The following is a 17,496-nucleotide window of genomic DNA, read 5'->3' as shown; positions in this document are numbered from 1 at the left end:
ATCAATTTTCCTTTATCTTTTGCGCCGCTTTCTTGCCTACAAGCATTGCAAGATCTTTAAAATCAGCCTTATATATAGATTCAAAATTTCCATAATACGCTAAAAGTTTTTGTATAACCCCTGAACTAAGTCCTAAATTTACAAGCTTAGAACTATTCAAGTCCTGTTTTTTCTTAGTATTTTGATGAAAGCTGATAGCAAAACGGTGTGCTTCATCTCTTAATTTCTGTAAGAATTGTAGTTTTTTATCGTTAATGCTTAGACTAAATTCTCCTTTTAAGGAATGAATTTTATCCTTAGCACCCCCTTTAGCTCTATGTGCTTTTGCATCGATTTTTTCTTTTGAAATAGCTAAAATATCGACATTTGCCCCACTACTTACAATGATTTCTTTAGCCAAATCAAGCAAAGCCTTTCCCCCATCTATAAGCCATAAATCAGGAGGAGGTATTTTATCAAAGTCCAAAGCCCTACGCGTTAAAACTTCACGCATTTGATCATAGTCATTTTTATGTTTTAAATGAAATTTTCTATATTTTGACTTATCCCAAGAATTTATTCTATAAGTTACCATAGCTCCAACATTTGCCACGCCTTGCAAATGAGAATTGTCAAAAATTTCTATATCATTTGGTAAATTTTCAAGCTCAAAATAAAACTTTAATTCTTTTTGTATAGTAAAATCATGATTTTTTTGCTCTTTTTCTATATTTAAAAGGGCATTTTGAAAAGCCAAATCACAAATTCTTCTTTTTTCTCCTATTTTAGGGATTTTAATACTGATTTTTTTATCAAACCTTTGGCTTAAAATTTCTTCTAAAAGCACTCTATCTTCAAATTCTTCATAAACATAAATAACATTTGCAAGCAAAGGAATATCCATGCTAAAATTTTCTAAAATCAGTTGCTTATAAATTTCATTTTGATCCCATTGTATATCATTTTTTATAGGAGTAATCTTAGAATTTGCACTGATAATTTTTCCATTTTGCACCACAAAACGCAAGGTTGAAAGCATGGAATTTTCAAAAGCTAAAGCAAATACTTCAAAATCTTCTAATTTTGCAATATCTATTTCAACCTTAACTTCCAAATCTTTAATCATTGCAATCTGATCTCTTACTTTAGCTGCTTCTTCGTAATTTTCATTTTGTGCTAAAACAAGCATTTGTTTTTCTAAGTTTTTAAGCAAAACACTAGGATTTAAAAGTGCGTGTATAGCCTCATCTAAAATTTCAAGGTATTTTTCTTTGCTGATGAGTTTATCACAAGGCGCAAGACAACGAGAAATTTGATAAAAAATACAAGGGGATTTACAACTTGCTTTTTGCTTTAAAGGATAGTATAAATAAAGCGCATCTAAAAGCTCTCTAGCGCCTTTAAAAAAAGGGCCAAAATATTTAATTTTGCTTTTTTTTACTAATTTTCTAGTGATCTCAAAGCGTGGAAATTCTTCTTCAAAATCCACATAAATATAAGGATAAGTTTTATCATCTCTTAGCAAAATATTATATTTTGGATGCAGTTGTTTGATAAAAGAATTTTCTAAAATCAAAGCATCAGCCTCTGAATTAGTAGCAATAAATTCCAAATGCACTGTTTCTTCAATCATTTTTTGAATTCTTAAAGAATTTCTTGGATTTGCATGTAAATTTGGAGTAAAAGCAAAATAAGATCTAACACGATTTTTAAGATTTTTAGCCTTGCCTACATATAAAAGCTTTCCTTCTTGATTGAAGTATTGATAAACGCCAGTACTATTAGGAAGAGTTTTTAACTCATTTTCTAAATTCTCTTTAATCAAGATTAGAACCTTTTTTTATAAGCTCTCTTAAATCTTCAAATTTCTTAAATAATTTTTCATCTTCAAAGCAATTTTTAAATTCACCCTTAGAAAGTTCCAAATAAGAATTTTTAGAGAGTTTTTCATCATTTTTGTTTTTATTTGCCGCATAAGTGTATTTTTGAGAAAAGATTTTTATATCTTTTATATCAACAAATCCACTTAAAGGATATTTCTGTCCATATGCTTTTATGAGAAATTTAATATAAATTTTGCTATCATCATGATTTAATTCTTGATAAGCTGCTGGATGTAAGGTTATTATATTTAAAATATGATTTTTTACATAAATTTTAGCAATCAAACGTTGCTTAGCAAGCGGAAAAGAACTTAAAAAATCTTTGCAAAAAAATAAGGTTTTTAAAGGCTTATAATGAGGTTTATCCATCAATTCATTAATAACAGCACTAGCATTTTTAGTCATCTTAATATTATTTCTTTTTCCCATAAGATGATTTTAGCATTTCTTTTCTTAATTTTCTTCTGTGCTTGCGGATATAAAGGCAACCCTCAATACACAAGCTATGAACAAAATGGTTCAGTAAAAACCATTAAAAAATACGAACAATTACATAGGTGGTAAATAATGAAAAAAGCAGATATTTTAGTTTTAGACTTTGGCTCTCAATACACTCAGCTTATAGCAAGACGCTTAAGGGAACAAGGAGTTTATGCAGAAATTTTACCTTTTAATGTAAGCTTAGCTGATATTAAGGCGAAAGAACCAAAAGGTATTATTTTAAGCGGAGGTCCAGCAAGTGTATATGCAACTGATGCGTATTTTTGCGATAAAGGTATATTTGACTTAAATCTACCTGTTCTTGGAATTTGTTATGGTATGCAGCTTATGGCACATCATTACAAAGCTACAGTAGCACCTGCAGGACATAAAGAATACGGCAAAGCAAACATAGAAATTAAAAAAGATAACGCTTTATTTAAAAATCTTCCAAAAAAACAAACCGTTTGGATGAGTCATTCTGATAAAGTAGAAAATTTACCTCAAGGTTTTGAAGTTTTAGCCACAAGTGAAAATAGCCCTTTTTGTGTTTTTGGAAACGAAGATAAGAAATTCTTTGCTCTACAATTTCACCCAGAAGTACAACACAGCGAATTTGGCAAAAATATCTTAAAAAATTTTGCTAAATATGCTTGCAATTGTGAAAGTGTTTGGAATATGGGTTCTTTTGCAAAAACTCAAGCAGAAAAAATCCGTGAAGAAGTAGGCAATGATAAAGTGCTTTGTGCTGTAAGTGGCGGAGTAGATAGTAGCGTAGTTGCTGCACTTTTAGCTAGCGCTATAAAAGAGCAAGTTATAGTAGTTTTTGTAGATAATGGACTTTTAAGAAGTGGAGAAAAAGAACAAGTTGAATTTATGTTTAAAAACACTTTAGGCATCGATCTCATCAGCATTGATGCAAGTGAAATTTTCTTAAGTCGCTTAGCTAATGTCACAGATCCTGAACAAAAAAGAAAAATCATAGGAAATACCTTTATAGAAGTTTTTGAAGAAGAAGCAAAAAAACATAAAGATGTAAAATATCTTGCCCAAGGCACACTTTATACTGATATCATAGAAAGTTCTGTTGTAGGTGCAAGCAAAACCATTAAAAGCCATCATAATGTAGGGGGCTTACCTGAAAAAATGAATCTTAAACTCATAGAGCCTTTAAAAGAAATTTTTAAAGATGAAGTGCGTGCCTTAGGACTTGAGCTTGGACTTAGCAAAGAAGTAGTTTATCGTCATCCTTTCCCTGGGCCAGGTCTTGCTATACGCATTATGGGAGAAGTAAATCGCGCTAGCTTAGAACTATTACGCAAGGCTGATGTAATTTTACTTGAGGAACTTAAAAGTACAGGTTGGTATGATAAAACTTGGCAAGCATTTTGCGTACTTTTAAATGTTAAAAGCGTTGGAGTTATGGGGGATAACCGCACTTATGATAATGCAGTTTGTATACGCGTTGTAGATGCAAGTGATGGTATGACAGCTACCTTCTCGCATTTACCTTACGAAATTTTAGAAAACATAAGTCGCCGTATCATCAATGAAGTAGAAGGTATAAATCGCGTTGTTTATGATATCTCAAGCAAACCACCTGCAACTATAGAATGGGAATAATCCATTTTTTCTAGCTCTTATTTTTAATATAAAATTTTTATAAAAATAAGGCTAGAATTTATTTAAGAAATTTCAAGGAAGAAATATGCATGGAAAAATAGCTATTTATATGGATTCTACAGGACGTGGAACCGTTACAAACTCAGCAAATACCTTTTTTGACTTTAATCGCCAAATTTGGAATGATAAAAAAAGTATGCCAAGTGTTGGTATGCTTGTGGAATTTAGAACTCTTTCTAGCGAAAAAAAAGCAGAAGACGGCAAACTCGTTCAAACAAGCAAAACCATAACAGGTATAAAACCTTCAAAATTTCAAGAATTCAAAGAAGGGGATTTTATCACTGAGCATGATTTTTGGAAAACTGATAATGATGATGAATTAGAAGACTTGCAAAACTCAAGAAGAAGTGCTTATATAACAGAACTCTATAGAACAACAGACTTTGACACTATAGAAAAAATTCCTCTTTCTTTTACTATACCTCAAGCTATACAAAAATATTTTGCCCATGAAATTTTATCCGTAGAAACGCTTCAAGCCAATCTACAAGATGAAAAGGAAATTCCTTGTATACTTGATTATCTTATACTTAAAAGATTTTTATTTAAAGCTTATGATACTTTAATTTTTATGGATAATAGCATAGACCAAACCCAATTTAGCGCATTAAAAAGCATCATGATGCATTTAGAGAATTCGTATAAGCAAATGATGGCTGATCAAAAACCAAATATCACTAAAATTTTTAACGAAACTTTTTTATCTTTGCAGTGTCATTACCAAGCTTTAGTAGCCACCATAGATACAAGAAAAAATCGTCTAGCCTCACTTGAAGCACAAATGAAAACTTTACAATCTGAAATAAATCTTAAAAGCAATGCGACCGATGCAGACCCTGAAAAACTTAAAGCACGACAAGAAAGATTGGCTAAACTACAAAAAGAAGCAGAATACTACAGAACAACACTAAAAAGACTTGATGCTATAAGGGAAGATTTTTATAAGAAAAATTACAATATTTTCGAAAATGCTTTTAAACTTTCACGAGAAAAACTCTTTAAAAAAATTGTCACAGGTTTAAATCTATGTGCAACCATAATGGATGTCAAAATTTGGCACTTATCTTTAAAATCATCAGGGGTTAAAAATTCTTATTTTACTATGAGTAATATAGAAAATTCTTTCTGTTCTCTTTCTTTTGCAGAACATTACTTAAGTCGCTTAAATAAATCCGCTCTAAATCCTTTTGATCAAAAACTTTTAGTGTATATTCAAAAAATCACAAAAGAACAAAGAAAAAAATTTTTAGTTGTCACATCGGATTTAGATTTATTATGCAAATTAAAAATTGAAAACTTTTCACAAAATCCGTATTATTTAGTAAAATACGCACCTAAAAAAGTAAATTATCAATCTTTAATGCGTGATAACACCTTTGATATAGTCTATATTGATGAAAAACATGTTTGGGAAAATGTTGCCGATATTATTTTACAAGGAAAGCATTTTGACAAATCAGGAAAAACCAAATTTAAATTGATTTAAGACATAGAAATTTAAGCTAAATTAAGTTATAATTTCCTTGCCTAAACAGTTTGTAGTATTTAAAGTGATCCAACACATTTTTATTAACTGCGATTGTGTGATTTACCGTGTTCTGTGGCATCGTTTGAGCTTTGAAAAAAGTGAGAAGTTGCAGCCTTTAAAAATTACCTAGCGGTTTTCTTTGACTTTTTGGGGTCAATCTTTGTTAAACGGCTGTTTGGGTTTAAAAGGAGATATAAATGAAAATAATGATTTTGGGTAGTGGTGCAAGAGAATATTCTATTGCTTTAGCCTTAAGAAGAGTAGACAAAAATTTAGAGTTTTATTTTGCTCCTGGAAATGGCGCTACCGAAAGTCTTGGAACAAATTTAAACCTAAAAGATCCAGTAGTTTTAGCAACCTATGCAAAAGAAAAAGGTTTTGATCTTTGTATAGTAGGAAGTGAAAATTTTTTAGCTGAAGGGGTTGTAGATATTTTTAAACAACAAGGACTTGCTATTTTTGGGCCAAGTAAAGCTGCTGCAATGCTTGAAACCTCAAAATCTTTTATGAAAAGCTTTCTTAAAAAATACCGTATCAAAACAGCCAAATTTTTAAACACAAATGACATTGAAAAAGCAAAAAATTTTATATATAGTTTAACCCCTCCTATAGTAGTAAAAGCCGATGGACTTTGCGCAGGAAAAGGTGTTATCATAGCTAAAACTCATGAAGAAGCCATAGAAGAAACGGCTAAAATGCTGAGCGGAGAAAGCTTTGGAGATGCTGGAAAACTCGTTGTAATTGAAGAATTTTTAGATGGTTATGAATTAAGCATTTTTGCAGTATGTGATGGCAATGATTTTGTTTTACTTCCTGCAGCACAAGATCACAAAAAATTACTCGATAATGATCAAGGGCCAAATACTGGTGGAATGGGTGCTTACGCTCCTAGCTCTTTGGCAAATGAAAGCTTGCTTAGAAAAGTTCAAAAAGATATTATTTTACCAACTTTAGCAGGTATGAAAAAAGAAGGAGCGGAATTTTGTGGTGTTTTATTTATAGGTGCTATGATCGTTGGAAATAAACCTTACGTATTAGAATTTAACGTTCGCTTTGGCGATCCTGAATGTGAAGTTTTAATGCCTTTAATCGAAGATCCTTTAGAACTTATTTTAGCTGCTACTCAAAGACGCTTAAGACACTCAAAAATCAAAATCAAAAAAGAATTTGCAGTAGGGGTTGTATGCGCAAGTGAAAACTATCCTTACAAAAGTTCACCAAAAAGTGAAATTACTGTAAATAACATTCCTGAAAACTCTCATATTTCTTATGCTGGAGTAAGCCTAGAAGATGGCAAATTAATGGCTGATGGTGGAAGAGTTTTAGTTTGCGTTGGCACAGGAAAAAGTATAGAAGAAGCGCAAAAAAATGCTTATAAACTTTGTGATAATGTAAATTTCAAAGGAAAACAATACAGAAAAGACATCGCTCATCAGGTTCTGAAATGAAAGAAAATTTACAAGACCGCTTAGAGCGTGAAAATCTAAAAATAGCAAGTTTTGGAAAAAGAGTTCTAGCTTTTTTAATCGATGATATGGTTATTTCTTTGATTGTGTTTATCATTTTTTATGATCGTCTAATCCAAGCAAAAGATTTATTTGAAACAACTCAAATTGTAGGAAATTTTTACCTTGGCTTCATCTTGCTTCATTTTAGTTATCAAGCAATTTTTACTTATCTTTATGGAGCAAGTTTGGGAAAAATATTATGCAAAATTATCATCTTGGATGAAAATCTTCTTGACAAACCCAATCTCATTCAAAGTTGCATCAGGTCTGCCGTAAGACAAGTTAGTGCTATGGCGTTTATGCTTGGATTTGCTTGGGCTTTAAGCAATGATTTACGCAAAGCTTGGGAGGATTATCTAGCAAGGACAATAGTAGTCGATGTGGCGTAAATTTTCCCTATTGCTAGGAACTAGCATAGCTTTAAATGCAGCACAAGTTGATATTTACGCTCTTGATGCAAAAAAAGAAGGTGATATTCTTACTGCGAACAATGATGTTATTATTTTTTCTGATTTTTATTTCATCACTGCCAATAAAGCAATTTACAATGAAAAAACCGGAGATGTTGAGCTTTTTGGCGATGTTAACATCCTAAGGGGACAAAACGAAAGATCACATTCTGATTATGCTAAAATCAACCTAAATTCCAATCAAGCCGATTTTAGTAATTTTTTCTTTTCCAATAACAATCTTGAAGTATGGTTTCAAAGCAAAACAAGCCATCTAAATGATAAAGTCTTTGAAAGCAAAGTTTCAGCAGTTTCAAGCTGCAATGTTGAAGATCCTGATTGGGAAATTCGTTTTTCAAAAGGCTGGCTTAACCGGGAAACCAATTTTGTTCATCTTTACAATGCAAGATTATATGTTAAAAATACCCCAGTTTTTTATCTACCTTATTTTGGATTTAGCGCTGATACTCATAGACAAAGCGGGCTTTTAATCCCAAAAATCGTTTTAAAAAGTAGCGAAGGCTTATACTATGAACAACCTATTTATATAGCCACTCAAGAAAATTGGGATTTAGAACTTGATCCACAAATTCGAACAAACCGTGGTTTTGGACTTTATTCTACTTTAAGATTTCTTGATTCTCCATATTCAACAGGAGAATTAAATTTTGGTGCTTTTAGGGAAAATAGCTCCTATTTTCACGATGAAAATTTGAAAAATCAAACCCACTATGGAATAGAACTAAAATACTCAAGAGATGATTTAATCAAATCTTTACTCAGTGATAATTTTCAAGAAGGCCTATGGATAGATGCAACCTATCTCAACGATGTGGATTATTTAAATTTAGGAAGTAGGGATTATCGAGATCTTAACTCGCTTGTAACCTCCAAAATCAATTATTTTTTAGCTGATGAAAACAATTTTTATGGAGCTTATGCAAGATATTATATCGACACATCTAAACTTAGCAACAATACAACCTTGCAAGAATATCCAAGCTTTCAATATCATAGATTTTTAAATAACCTTTTTGATGAACGCCTGCGTTATTCATTTGATGCTTCATTTCATAATTTTTACCGACCTGCTGGTTCTTATGCAAATGAGCTAAATTTAGACTTGCCTATCTCGTATCACAACGCTTTTTTTGGAGACTTTTTACACTTTACTTTTACAGAAAGATTTTATGCTTCTTTTGTAAATTATAGCAACGATCCCGAAAGAAACCATGAGCATTATTTCAGAAACACTCATGATTTTAATCTCTACACCGATCTTTCAAAAGCTTATGAAAATTTCTTTCATACTTTAAATTTAGGGGTGAATTACATTTTACCAGGAGCAAAATCAGGTAAAATCACGCAAGATTATCTTGAAGAATACGACAAAGAAAACGAACATACAAGTCTTTATGCTGTGCAATATTTCTATAACAACGAAGGACAAAAAAAACTCAAACACAGAATTTCACTTGACTATCTCAATAAACAAAATGAATTCTATGAACTTGAAAATCTTTTAACTTATTATTTTAATGAAAACATCAATCTCAACAGCGAAGTGCTTTACTCTTATGAGCAAAGTCGCTTTACCAATGTCATCAGCCAAATAGAAGTCAATACAAATTCAAAATTTAATTGGATGTTTTCTCATGCTTATCAAAACGATGAGTATGGAAAATATAGCTTTATTGGTACAAGAGCAAATTATATTGCCACACCTAATTACAATTTATTTGGTGGAATTTGGTTTGATACTCAAAGAGCTCATGCAAACATGTGGGAACTTGGCTATACCTACCAAAGAAAATGTTGGAACTATTCTTTAATGTATAGAGAAAGAATCGATCCACAACTCACAAGTGGTGGCATCACAGCTAAAAATCAAAGCGGAGTTTATTTTATTTTCAACTTCTATCCTTTAGGAGGAGTAAAATACGATTTCTCTTTAGCAGAAAGTGAAAACAAAATTTAAAAAGGATGAAATTTGCTAAATATTTTAAAAAATTTTACGAATTTATTATCTGGTAAAAAAGGAAAAATAATGCAATACAGCATAGAAATTAACAAAAATACAGAAATATTTGATATAGACAAAGTCGCCAAACAAGCTGCCGGTGCTGTTTTAATGAGACAAGGCAAAAGCGTTGTTCTAGCTACAGTTGCAAGAGAAGAAAAACAAGTTGAAGAAGATTTTTTACCTCTAACCGTCCAATACATCGAAAAAGCTTATGCCGCAGGAAAAATCCCTGGTGGTTATGTCAAAAGAGAAACCAAGCCAAGCGATGCAGAAACCTTAACAGCACGCATTATTGATAGAAGCTTACGCCCTCTTTTTCCAAAAGGCTATGCTTATCCGACTCAAATCGTTGTGATGGTTCTCTCAGCTGATCCTAAAGTAGATTTACAAGTAATGAGCTTAAATGCCGCAAGCGTGGCACTTTATCTTAGTGATATACCTATGAAAGCTCCAGTATGTGGTGTGCGTATAGGAAAGATAGATGGAAATTTCATACTCAATCCAAACAATGAAGAGCTTCAAAATAGCACCCTAGATCTCTATGTAGCAGGTGTAAAAGATGAGCTTTTGATGATAGAAATGAGAGCCTTACCTGATCAAAAAGAAAATGAAATCTTTATCGAAGCTCCTTATGCTGATGTTTTAACTCAAACCACTTCACAAAATATGAATGAACTTAGCGAAGATGAAATTTTAGAAGCTCTAAATTTAGCTCAAAAAGCTATATTAAATGGTTCAAATGCTTATGAAGAAGCCTTTAGCAAACACAAAAAAAATTCTCAAATCGAACTAAAAAATGAGATTGAACATCCTGAAATTTTAGCTTTTATAGAAAATAATTTCCAAAAACAAATCAAAGAAGCCATCAATCAAATGGCAAAAAGCGAAAGAGCAAGCGAACTAAATAAAATCGCTAAAGAAATTTTAAATCTTGAAATCACTAAAGACTGGAGCGAAGAAAGTGTCTTAAATACCTTAGCTAAAGTCAAACGCAAACTTATTCGTGAGCAAATTTTAAATGAAGGCAAAAGAGCTGATGGTAGAAGTTTAAACGAGGTTCGTCCTATTAGTATAGAAACCAACATCTTACCAAACGCTCATGGTTCTTGTCTTTTCACTCGTGGACAAACTCAAGCCCTAGTGGTTGCAACCTTAGGCGGAGAAAACGATTCTCAAATGATAGACTTGCTTACAGAAAAAAATCCTATAAGCGAACGCTTTATGGTAAATTATAATTTTCCAGGTTTTTCAGTAGGCGAAGCAAGTCCTATCAAAGCTCCAGGAAGAAGAGAACTAGGACATGGAAATTTAGCCAAAAGAGCACTTTATCCAAGTGTGGATGAAAACTATCCTTATGTAATCCGCTTAGTCAGTGAAATTTTAGAAAGCAATGGCTCAAGTTCCATGGCAACGGTTTGTGGCGGATCTTTAGCCTTAAAAGCAGCAGGAGTGCCAAGCTTAAAACTTGTTGCAGGAGTAGCCATGGGGCTTATCTTTGAAGATAACAAGTATGCTGTTTTAACAGATATCATGGGACTTGAAGATCATGATGGGGATATGGACTTTAAAGTAGCAGGAAGCAAAGACGGCGTTACTGCTCTTCAAATGGATATAAAACTAGGTGGAATCGATCAAGAAATACTAAAACAAGCTTTATATCAAGCCAAAGAAGGAAGAATTCACATTCTAAATATCATGGAAGAAGCCGCCAAAGAAATCATAGTCAATGAAGAAGTTTTACCTAAACTTGAGCTTTTTAGCGTTGATCCTTCAAAAATCGTTGATATCATAGGACAAGCCGGAAAAACCATCAAAGAAATCGTAGAAAAATTTGGCGTTTCTATAGACTTAGATCGCGAAAAAGGTGAAGTAAAAATAGCAGGTAGTCAAAACGAGCAAATCAAAGCCGCAAAAGACTACATCATAAACATCACAAGCTCTCAAAAAGGAACTAAAAAAGGCCCTAAAGACAAAGATATATCAGGCTTTGAACTTGGGCAAGAATTTCAAGGTATTGTTAAAAAAATCGCTCCTTTTGGAGCCTTTGTGGAACTTAAAAATGGTGTTGATGGTTTATTGCATAGTTCAAAAAGCAAGCATCTTAATTTAAGCGAAAACCAAAGCTTAAAAGTTAAAATCAGCGAAATTAAAAACGGAAAAATTTCTGTGGATTTGTGTGAGTGAGTGAATTTCTAACTCATCCTTTTGAGCCTTTTTTTGACAAAGATTCTAAAATCTTAATTTTAGGATCTTTTCCTTCGGTAAAATCAAGACAAGATGGCTTTTATTATCAACACCCAAGAAATCGTTTTTGGCCTATACTAGAAACACTTTTTGATGTAAGATTAGAAAATATCACAGAACAACAAGCCTTTTTAAGAAAAAAACATATCGCTCTTTGGGATGTACTTCAAAGTTGCAAGATAAAAAATTCAGATGATAAAACCATAAGTTATGCAAAAGCCAATGATTTAAACCTAATCCTTTCTCAAACCAAAATTCAAGCCATTTTTACTACAGGACAAAGTGCTTATAGATTTTTTGTTAAATTCCACCCTCACTTAGAAGCCATAGCTCTACCCTCAACTTCTCCTGCAAATTTAAATTTTTCTTTTGAACAGCTTTTGCAAAACTATGAAATAATCAAAAAATTTACAAAATAACAAACTAAGCATTACCCCCAAGTAAAACAAGAAAAAAGCTATTTAATATCTAGCTTTTGCGTGTTATCCTTGAATTCAAATTCCACTCTCTTAGCTCCAAAACCTTTAGCAATAGCTTCTAAAGTATCCTTAGCACTTTTATGAATTTTGCTTTCTAAATTTTGGATAAGATTTAAAGACAAGTCTTTAACCTCATCTTTGGCTTCTTTTATGAGTTTGTTTTTATCACTTTCGCTAAAACTAATCCCCGTACTATTGATAGAATCAGGCAGTAAAAAAGGTAAAAATTTAGCATTTTTTTCATCATAAAATTTCATATCTATGATGCTGTGTTTGTATCTACACTCTGGCATGATGATCTTATAAGCATCGTCCCCTAAAGGCAAAATATCAAAGTTTTTATCCCTTAAATCATACAAGAAAGTGATCTCAAATTCAAAAATCAAAGCAATCTGTCTTTCACTCAAAGACCATCCTAAAAGATTTTTCCAAATTCCATTAAAAGCGCTGTCTTTTTTAGTGACAATCTCTTTACTAAAAACTTGAAAAACACTTAATTCTCCTATGGATTTAAGCTGCATGATATCGCTAAAACTTTGCGTACTTTTTTCTTCTATTTTAGGGCTTTTATACTGCCTAAAAAGCACTACAAACAAAAGCACAAGCAAAATCATCACTAAAACAAATAAAATCATTTCCATTTTAAACCTTTCTAAATTTATAAACCTTGATTTGAAAAGATATATTTTTTCTCAAACGCCAAGAAAATAAAAGCATTAATGATAAAAATCAAACACACAAAAGTAAAAACAAATTCCACGCTAAAATGTGAAGCCATAATCCCTCCGCCAAAAGCTCCACAAAAATTTCCCAAAAATTGACAAGTTTGATTAAAACCAAAAATCACACTTAAATTTTTAGCACTCACACTTTTTTTAAGCAAGGCATTCACACAAGGCAAAAGCCCTCCAAGTCCTACACCTATAAGTAAACGCACGAAAATAAGCGTATAAACATTACTTACTACAGCCTGCAAATAAAAGCAAATTCCACAAAATATCAAAGCTCCAAAAATAATCTTACTAGGCCCTATCTTATCGGCGATTTTTCCAAGTTTTGGTGCGAAAAAAAGATTGCTAATCCCACTTGCAGCCACTACTATACCCGCCCAAAGAGCCAAATTTCCACCTTGATGAATTTGCTCAACATAGATACTTAAAATCGGCATCACTCCAAAAGTACCAAATTGTATCACAAAAGTAGTGATAAAAAGAACGATAATAAGGGTTTTGTTTTCTTTCACTTTTTGAGTATTTTTCTTCGCCTCTTTTTGAATTTTTCTCTCATGGATGAAAAAATAAATCGTCACAAAAGAACAAGCGATCAAAAAAGCCACCATATCAAAAACCGTACTAATACTAAAAAATTCAGTCACAAAGCCACCAAACAAAGGCCCAAGCAAACTTCCACTTATAGAAGCCGTAGAAAGAGTTCCTAAAGCATAAGCGACTTTTTCTTTAGGTGCTATCACAGCAATAAACACAACAGCAGCAGAAGTAAAACCCGAAATTATCCCTGTTAAACCCCGCACAAAAACTACTTCTAAAGCACTATGAGCAAAGCTAAGCCATAAAGTTAAAACCGACATCCCAAAACTTGCACGAAGAAGCATATTTTTATAACCATACTTTGCACCCAAAAAAGCCCACAAAGGTGAAAAAACAGCCATAAAAAGTGGAGTGATCCCAAAAGCAAGCCCTGAGTAAAACGCTATTTCACTCGTATCAACATGTCCTAGTTCTTTGATATAAAAAGGCAAAATCGGAGCGATTTGACTAAGCCCCATACTTGTGGTAAAAACACCAAACCAACACACAAGCAAAGTTCTATTGAAATTTTCCATGGATTTATTGTATGATATTTTTTATAATTTTTAATTAAAACTCAAGGATAAAAATGAAAAAAATACTCTTTATATGCTTAGGCAATATATGCCGTTCGCCTATGGCAGAATTTATCATGAAAGATCTTGTCAAAAAAGCAAATTTAGAAAAAGAATTTTTTATAAGCAGTGCTGGAACTTCAGGAGAACACGATGGAGAAGGTATGCACTATGGCACCAAAAACAAACTTGCTCAACTTAACATAGAACACAAAAACTTCACAAGCAAAAAACTCACTCAAAAGCTTTGCGATGAAAGCGATTTTTTAATCACCATGGACAATTCTAACTTCAAAAATGTTTTAAAAAACTTCACCAACACCCAAAACAAAGTTTTAAAAATCACTGATTTTAGTCCTAGTCTAAACTACGATGAAGTCCCTGATCCTTGGTATAGTGGGAATTTTGATGAAACTTATAAAATTTTATCCCTAGCTTGTAAAAATTTACTTGTTTTTTTATCAAAATAATTTAAAACAACATATATTACTTCTCGTTTACTTTTTAGGCTTATACTTCTAAACGAACCGAAAAACATTCATAAGAAAAACTCCTTAAAATTACACGCCTAGCTTAAATCCCTTTAGCTAGGCTTTTCTTTAGATGTTTTTATCCTTCGGATTTAAAATTTTTACTATTTTAAGTGCTTCTTAAGAAAAAACTCCAAATTTATGTGCTACAATTACAATGTTTTATTAATTTTTGACAAGGAGAATTCTCATGAAACTAGTTAAACTTAGTTTAGTTGCAGCTCTTGCTGCAAGTGCTTTTTCAGCAGCTAACGCTACTCCACTTGAAGAAGCGATCAAAGATATCGATGTATCTGGAGTATTAAGATACAGATATGAAAGTAGCAATCCATGGAGCAATGCAAATTTTGGTTCTGGTATTTCTGGAAAACAAGATCATAAATACAGAGCACAAGTTAACTTCAGCGGTGCTATATCAGACAACTTTAAAGCTTTCGTTCAATTTGACTACAACTCACAAGATGGTGGTTATGGCACAGATAGCATCAGTAACACAAGCGATACTTTAACAGTTCGTCAATTATATTTAACTTATACAAATGAAGATGTTGCTACAAGCGTAATCGCTGGTAAACAACAACTAAACACTATCTGGACTGACAATGGTATCGATGGTTTAGTTGGAACAGGTGTTAAAGTAGTAAACAACAGCATCGATGGTTTAACTCTAGCTGCTTTTGCAATGGATAGCTTCAATGAAGCTTCAGATACTACTGTAACAATTACTCAAGATGGTAGTCAAAAAATTACAGGAGTTCAATTTAATCGTGGAAATCCTAAAGGTGATAGTGATGTAAGTGGTGCTTTAGATTGGAGCAAAAATATTTATGGTGCTGCAGCTATCGGCTCTTATGATATCGCTGGTGGACAATTCAACCCACAATTATGGTTAGCTTATATGAGTGATAATGCATTCTTATATGCTTTAGATGCAGCTTATAGCACAACTATCTTTGATGGAATTAACTGGACTATCGAAGGTGCTTACCTAGGAAATTCTGTAGATAATAAACTTAAAGATAGATTAGATGCAGCAAATGGTAATTTCTTTGCTTTAAGAGGCACTGTTGAGGTAAATGGTTGGGATGCAAGTCTTGGTGGTTTATACTATGGTAAAAAAGATAAAATTACTGTAACTACAATCGAAGATCAAGGTAATCTTGGCTCTTTACTAGCAGGTGAGGAAATTTTCTATACTAGAGGATCTAACCTAAATGGTGATTTAGGTAGAAATATCTTCGGTTATGTAACTGGTGGATATACTTTCAACGAAGCAGTTCGCGTTGGTGCTGATTTTGTATACGGTGGAACAAAAACAAATATAATTGGTCAAGGTGGTAAAAAACTTGAAGCTGTTGCAAGAGTAGATTACAAATACTCTCCAAAACTTAACTTCTCAGCATTCTACTCTTATGTAAATGTTGATACAGATCCTGAAAGCACTCATCATGATGCTGTAAAACTTCAAGCTCTTTACAAATTCTAAGAAGCTTTTAAGTCTAACTTCAAGGCGGGGTTTTGCTCCGCCTTTTTTTATGCCTGATTTTTAAAACTTAAATTTATATAAAAAGATTTTCCCAAGCTAAAAAGCTTTAGGAAAATTAAGACTTAAACCAATTAGCGATTTTTTCAAAAAGTCCTTTTTGCTCTTGATGCATACCATCTTTGATACCAAAACTTTCACTTAGTTTTTCTAAAAGTTCTTTTTGTTCATCGTTTAAAGAAGTTGGGAATTTGATAGAAATTTGAACGATTTGATTTCCCATGCGAAAACTATGAACATCTTTTACCCCTTCTTTTTCAAGAACAAATCTTTGTCCATCTTTAGCACCCTTTGGTAAATTTAAGGTCGCTTCACCGCGTATGGTGGGTACTTTTATACTCTCTCCTAAGATAGCCTGGGTAAAAAACACTGGAAATTCTATATATATATCATCATCATCTCTTATAAAAGTATCATCTTCAGCAGCGATGATCTTAACATACATATCCCCTCTAGTACCATTTTTTAAGATATTGCCTTTAGCATTGACACGAAGCTTCATACCTGTATCTACACCTTCTGGGATATTAAGCTCGACACTATCTTTGCTTTCATTATAACCCAAACCTTTACAATCACTACATTTTTCACTAGCTTTTTCTCCAATTCCTTGACAATCAGGGCAAGTTTGTGCAAAAGTGATAAAACCTTGAGAAACTCCAACTTGTCCTCTACCTTGACACTTTGGACAAGTTTGAAGCTTTCCATCTTTAGCCCCTGTTCCATTACAAGTTTTACAAGAGCATTTATAAGTAAAGTCTATATTTTTCTTACAACCAAAAACCGCTTCTTTAAAACTTAATTTTAAATTAACGATAAAATCTGAAGGGATTTTCTCATCATTTGAACTTTTTCTACGACGCGATGAGCCAAAGCCTTCTCCAAAAAAACTAGAAAATATATCTCCTAAATCCTCAAAACCACCAAAACCTGAGCTACTAGAACCAAATCCACCGCCTTTTAAAGCATCTTTTCCGTATCTATCATAAATAGCTCGCTTTTCATCATTGCTTAAAACTTCATAGGCTTCATTAACAAGCTTGAATTTATCTTCTGCTTCTTTATCACCTTGGTTTCTATCAGGATGATATTTTAAAGCCATTTTTCTATAGGCTTTTTTTATGGTTTCTTTATCAGCATTTTGCGTGATTTCAAGAATTTCATAATAACTTATTTCCACATTATTCCTTTAAAAAATTTAAAATTTTACTAGAATTTTAATTTTAAAAATTCAAAAATATAATTTTAGCAAAAATAAAATCAATAATTTATCAAATTTTAAATA

General features: G+C 32.3%; 14 protein-coding genes. 9 read left to right on the top strand and 5 right to left on the bottom strand.

What is annotated here, in order from left to right; translation table 11 throughout:
- Window position 1: 1 nt before the first annotated feature.
- Together uvrC and AJ889_RS05915 are read right to left on the bottom strand one after the other, a co-directional pair.
- On the bottom strand, window positions 2-1,804 hold the full coding sequence (gene uvrC / locus AJ889_RS05920; RefSeq protein WP_002901270.1) for an excinuclease ABC subunit UvrC: 1,803 nt from the start codon (window positions 1,802-1,804) through the stop codon (window positions 2-4).
- Window positions 1,797-2,291, bottom strand: coding sequence for a hypothetical protein (locus tag AJ889_RS05915; RefSeq protein ID WP_002868551.1), 495 nt, complete (start codon window positions 2,289-2,291; stop codon window positions 1,797-1,799). Before AJ889_RS05915 ends, uvrC begins: the two co-directional genes overlap by 8 nt.
- A gap of 138 nt (window positions 2,292-2,429) precedes the next feature.
- Between AJ889_RS05915 and guaA the strand changes: the two genes are divergently transcribed.
- The 7 genes from guaA (at window position 2,430) to AJ889_RS05880 (ending at window position 12,196) form a co-directional block, all read left to right on the top strand.
- Window positions 2,430-3,965, top strand: coding sequence for a glutamine-hydrolyzing GMP synthase (gene guaA / locus AJ889_RS05910; RefSeq protein WP_002859310.1), 1,536 nt, complete (start codon window positions 2,430-2,432; stop codon window positions 3,963-3,965).
- 85 nt (window positions 3,966-4,050) lie between these two features.
- A complete protein-coding gene (locus AJ889_RS05905; RefSeq protein ID WP_002853236.1) occupies window positions 4,051-5,511 on the top strand; it encodes a hypothetical protein in 1,461 nt (486 codons plus the stop codon).
- Between the two features lie 239 nt (window positions 5,512-5,750).
- Window positions 5,751-7,001, top strand: a complete 1,251-nt coding sequence (purD, locus tag AJ889_RS05900; RefSeq protein WP_002898449.1) for a phosphoribosylamine--glycine ligase — start codon at window positions 5,751-5,753, stop codon at window positions 6,999-7,001.
- Complete coding sequence (locus AJ889_RS05895; protein ID WP_002853161.1) at window positions 6,998-7,450, top strand: RDD family protein; 453 nt, start codon at window positions 6,998-7,000, stop codon at window positions 7,448-7,450. Before purD ends, AJ889_RS05895 begins: the two co-directional genes overlap by 4 nt.
- Window positions 7,440-9,488, top strand: a complete 2,049-nt coding sequence (locus tag AJ889_RS05890) for an LPS-assembly protein LptD (protein ID WP_002886025.1) — start codon at window positions 7,440-7,442, stop codon at window positions 9,486-9,488. The genes AJ889_RS05895 and AJ889_RS05890 overlap by 11 nt, the downstream gene beginning before the upstream one ends.
- 69 nt (window positions 9,489-9,557) lie before the next feature.
- Window positions 9,558-11,717 carry a polyribonucleotide nucleotidyltransferase gene (locus AJ889_RS05885; protein WP_002886028.1) on the top strand — a complete coding sequence of 720 codons (2,160 nt, stop codon included), beginning with the start codon at window positions 9,558-9,560 and terminating at the stop codon, window positions 11,715-11,717.
- Window positions 11,714-12,196 carry a DNA-deoxyinosine glycosylase gene (locus AJ889_RS05880; protein ID WP_002860465.1) on the top strand — a complete coding sequence of 161 codons (483 nt, stop codon included), beginning with the start codon at window positions 11,714-11,716 and terminating at the stop codon, window positions 12,194-12,196. Before AJ889_RS05885 ends, AJ889_RS05880 begins: the two co-directional genes overlap by 4 nt.
- 38 nt (window positions 12,197-12,234) lie before the next feature.
- Here the strand turns inward: AJ889_RS05880 and AJ889_RS05875 are convergent, their stop codons facing one another.
- Together AJ889_RS05875 and AJ889_RS05870 are read right to left on the bottom strand one after the other, a co-directional pair.
- Window positions 12,235-12,897, bottom strand: a complete 663-nt coding sequence (locus AJ889_RS05875) for a DUF4230 domain-containing protein (protein WP_002875861.1) — start codon at window positions 12,895-12,897, stop codon at window positions 12,235-12,237.
- A 17-nt stretch (window positions 12,898-12,914) separates the two neighbouring features.
- Window positions 12,915-14,099, bottom strand: a complete 1,185-nt coding sequence (locus AJ889_RS05870; RefSeq protein ID WP_002914237.1) for an MFS transporter — start codon at window positions 14,097-14,099, stop codon at window positions 12,915-12,917.
- Window positions 14,100-14,152: 53 nt separating this feature from the next.
- Between AJ889_RS05870 and AJ889_RS05865 the strand changes: the two genes are divergently transcribed.
- Both AJ889_RS05865 and porA read left to right on the top strand, forming a co-directional pair.
- Window positions 14,153-14,608: a low molecular weight protein-tyrosine-phosphatase gene (locus AJ889_RS05865; RefSeq protein WP_002853170.1), complete on the top strand. Its 456-nt coding sequence runs from the start codon at window positions 14,153-14,155 to the stop codon at window positions 14,606-14,608.
- Between the two features lie 250 nt (window positions 14,609-14,858).
- On the top strand, window positions 14,859-16,154 hold the full coding sequence (gene porA / locus AJ889_RS05860; RefSeq protein WP_070293302.1) for a group 2 major outer membrane porin protein PorA: 1,296 nt from the start codon (window positions 14,859-14,861) through the stop codon (window positions 16,152-16,154).
- A gap of 115 nt (window positions 16,155-16,269) precedes the next feature.
- Here porA and dnaJ read toward each other — a convergent pair whose 3' ends face one another.
- A complete protein-coding gene (dnaJ, locus tag AJ889_RS05855) occupies window positions 16,270-17,391 on the bottom strand; it encodes a molecular chaperone DnaJ (RefSeq protein ID WP_032585023.1) in 1,122 nt (373 codons plus the stop codon).
- Between the last annotated feature and the right edge of the window lie 105 nt (window positions 17,392-17,496).

This window comes from Campylobacter sp. BCW_6468 (assembly GCF_001762865.1).
Classification (GTDB): Bacteria; Campylobacterota; Campylobacteria; order Campylobacterales; family Campylobacteraceae; genus Campylobacter_D; species Campylobacter_D jejuni.
The sequence above is the reverse complement of the archived record's forward strand: the minus strand, read 5'-3'. Positions and strand labels throughout refer to the sequence as shown.

Coding starts and splice junctions, on each gene's coding strand:
- AJ889_RS05905 (WP_002853236.1), top strand. CDS start 4,051: ATGCATGGAAAAATAGCTATTTATATGGATTCTACAGGACGTGGAACC.
- AJ889_RS05875 (WP_002875861.1), bottom strand. CDS start 12,897: ATGGAAATGATTTTATTTGTTTTAGTGATGATTTTGCTTGTGCTTTTG.
- AJ889_RS05870 (WP_002914237.1), bottom strand. CDS start 14,099: ATGGAAAATTTCAATAGAACTTTGCTTGTGTGTTGGTTTGGTGTTTTT.
- AJ889_RS05915 (WP_002868551.1), bottom strand. CDS start 2,291: ATGGGAAAAAGAAATAATATTAAGATGACTAAAAATGCTAGTGCTGTT.
- AJ889_RS05885 (WP_002886028.1), top strand. CDS start 9,558: ATGCAATACAGCATAGAAATTAACAAAAATACAGAAATATTTGATATA.
- AJ889_RS05865 (WP_002853170.1), top strand. CDS start 14,153: ATGAAAAAAATACTCTTTATATGCTTAGGCAATATATGCCGTTCGCCT.
- porA (WP_070293302.1), top strand. CDS start 14,859: ATGAAACTAGTTAAACTTAGTTTAGTTGCAGCTCTTGCTGCAAGTGCT.
- purD (WP_002898449.1), top strand. CDS start 5,751: ATGAAAATAATGATTTTGGGTAGTGGTGCAAGAGAATATTCTATTGCT.
- AJ889_RS05890 (WP_002886025.1), top strand. CDS start 7,440: ATGTGGCGTAAATTTTCCCTATTGCTAGGAACTAGCATAGCTTTAAAT.
- guaA (WP_002859310.1), top strand. CDS start 2,430: ATGAAAAAAGCAGATATTTTAGTTTTAGACTTTGGCTCTCAATACACT.
- AJ889_RS05895 (WP_002853161.1), top strand. CDS start 6,998: ATGAAAGAAAATTTACAAGACCGCTTAGAGCGTGAAAATCTAAAAATA.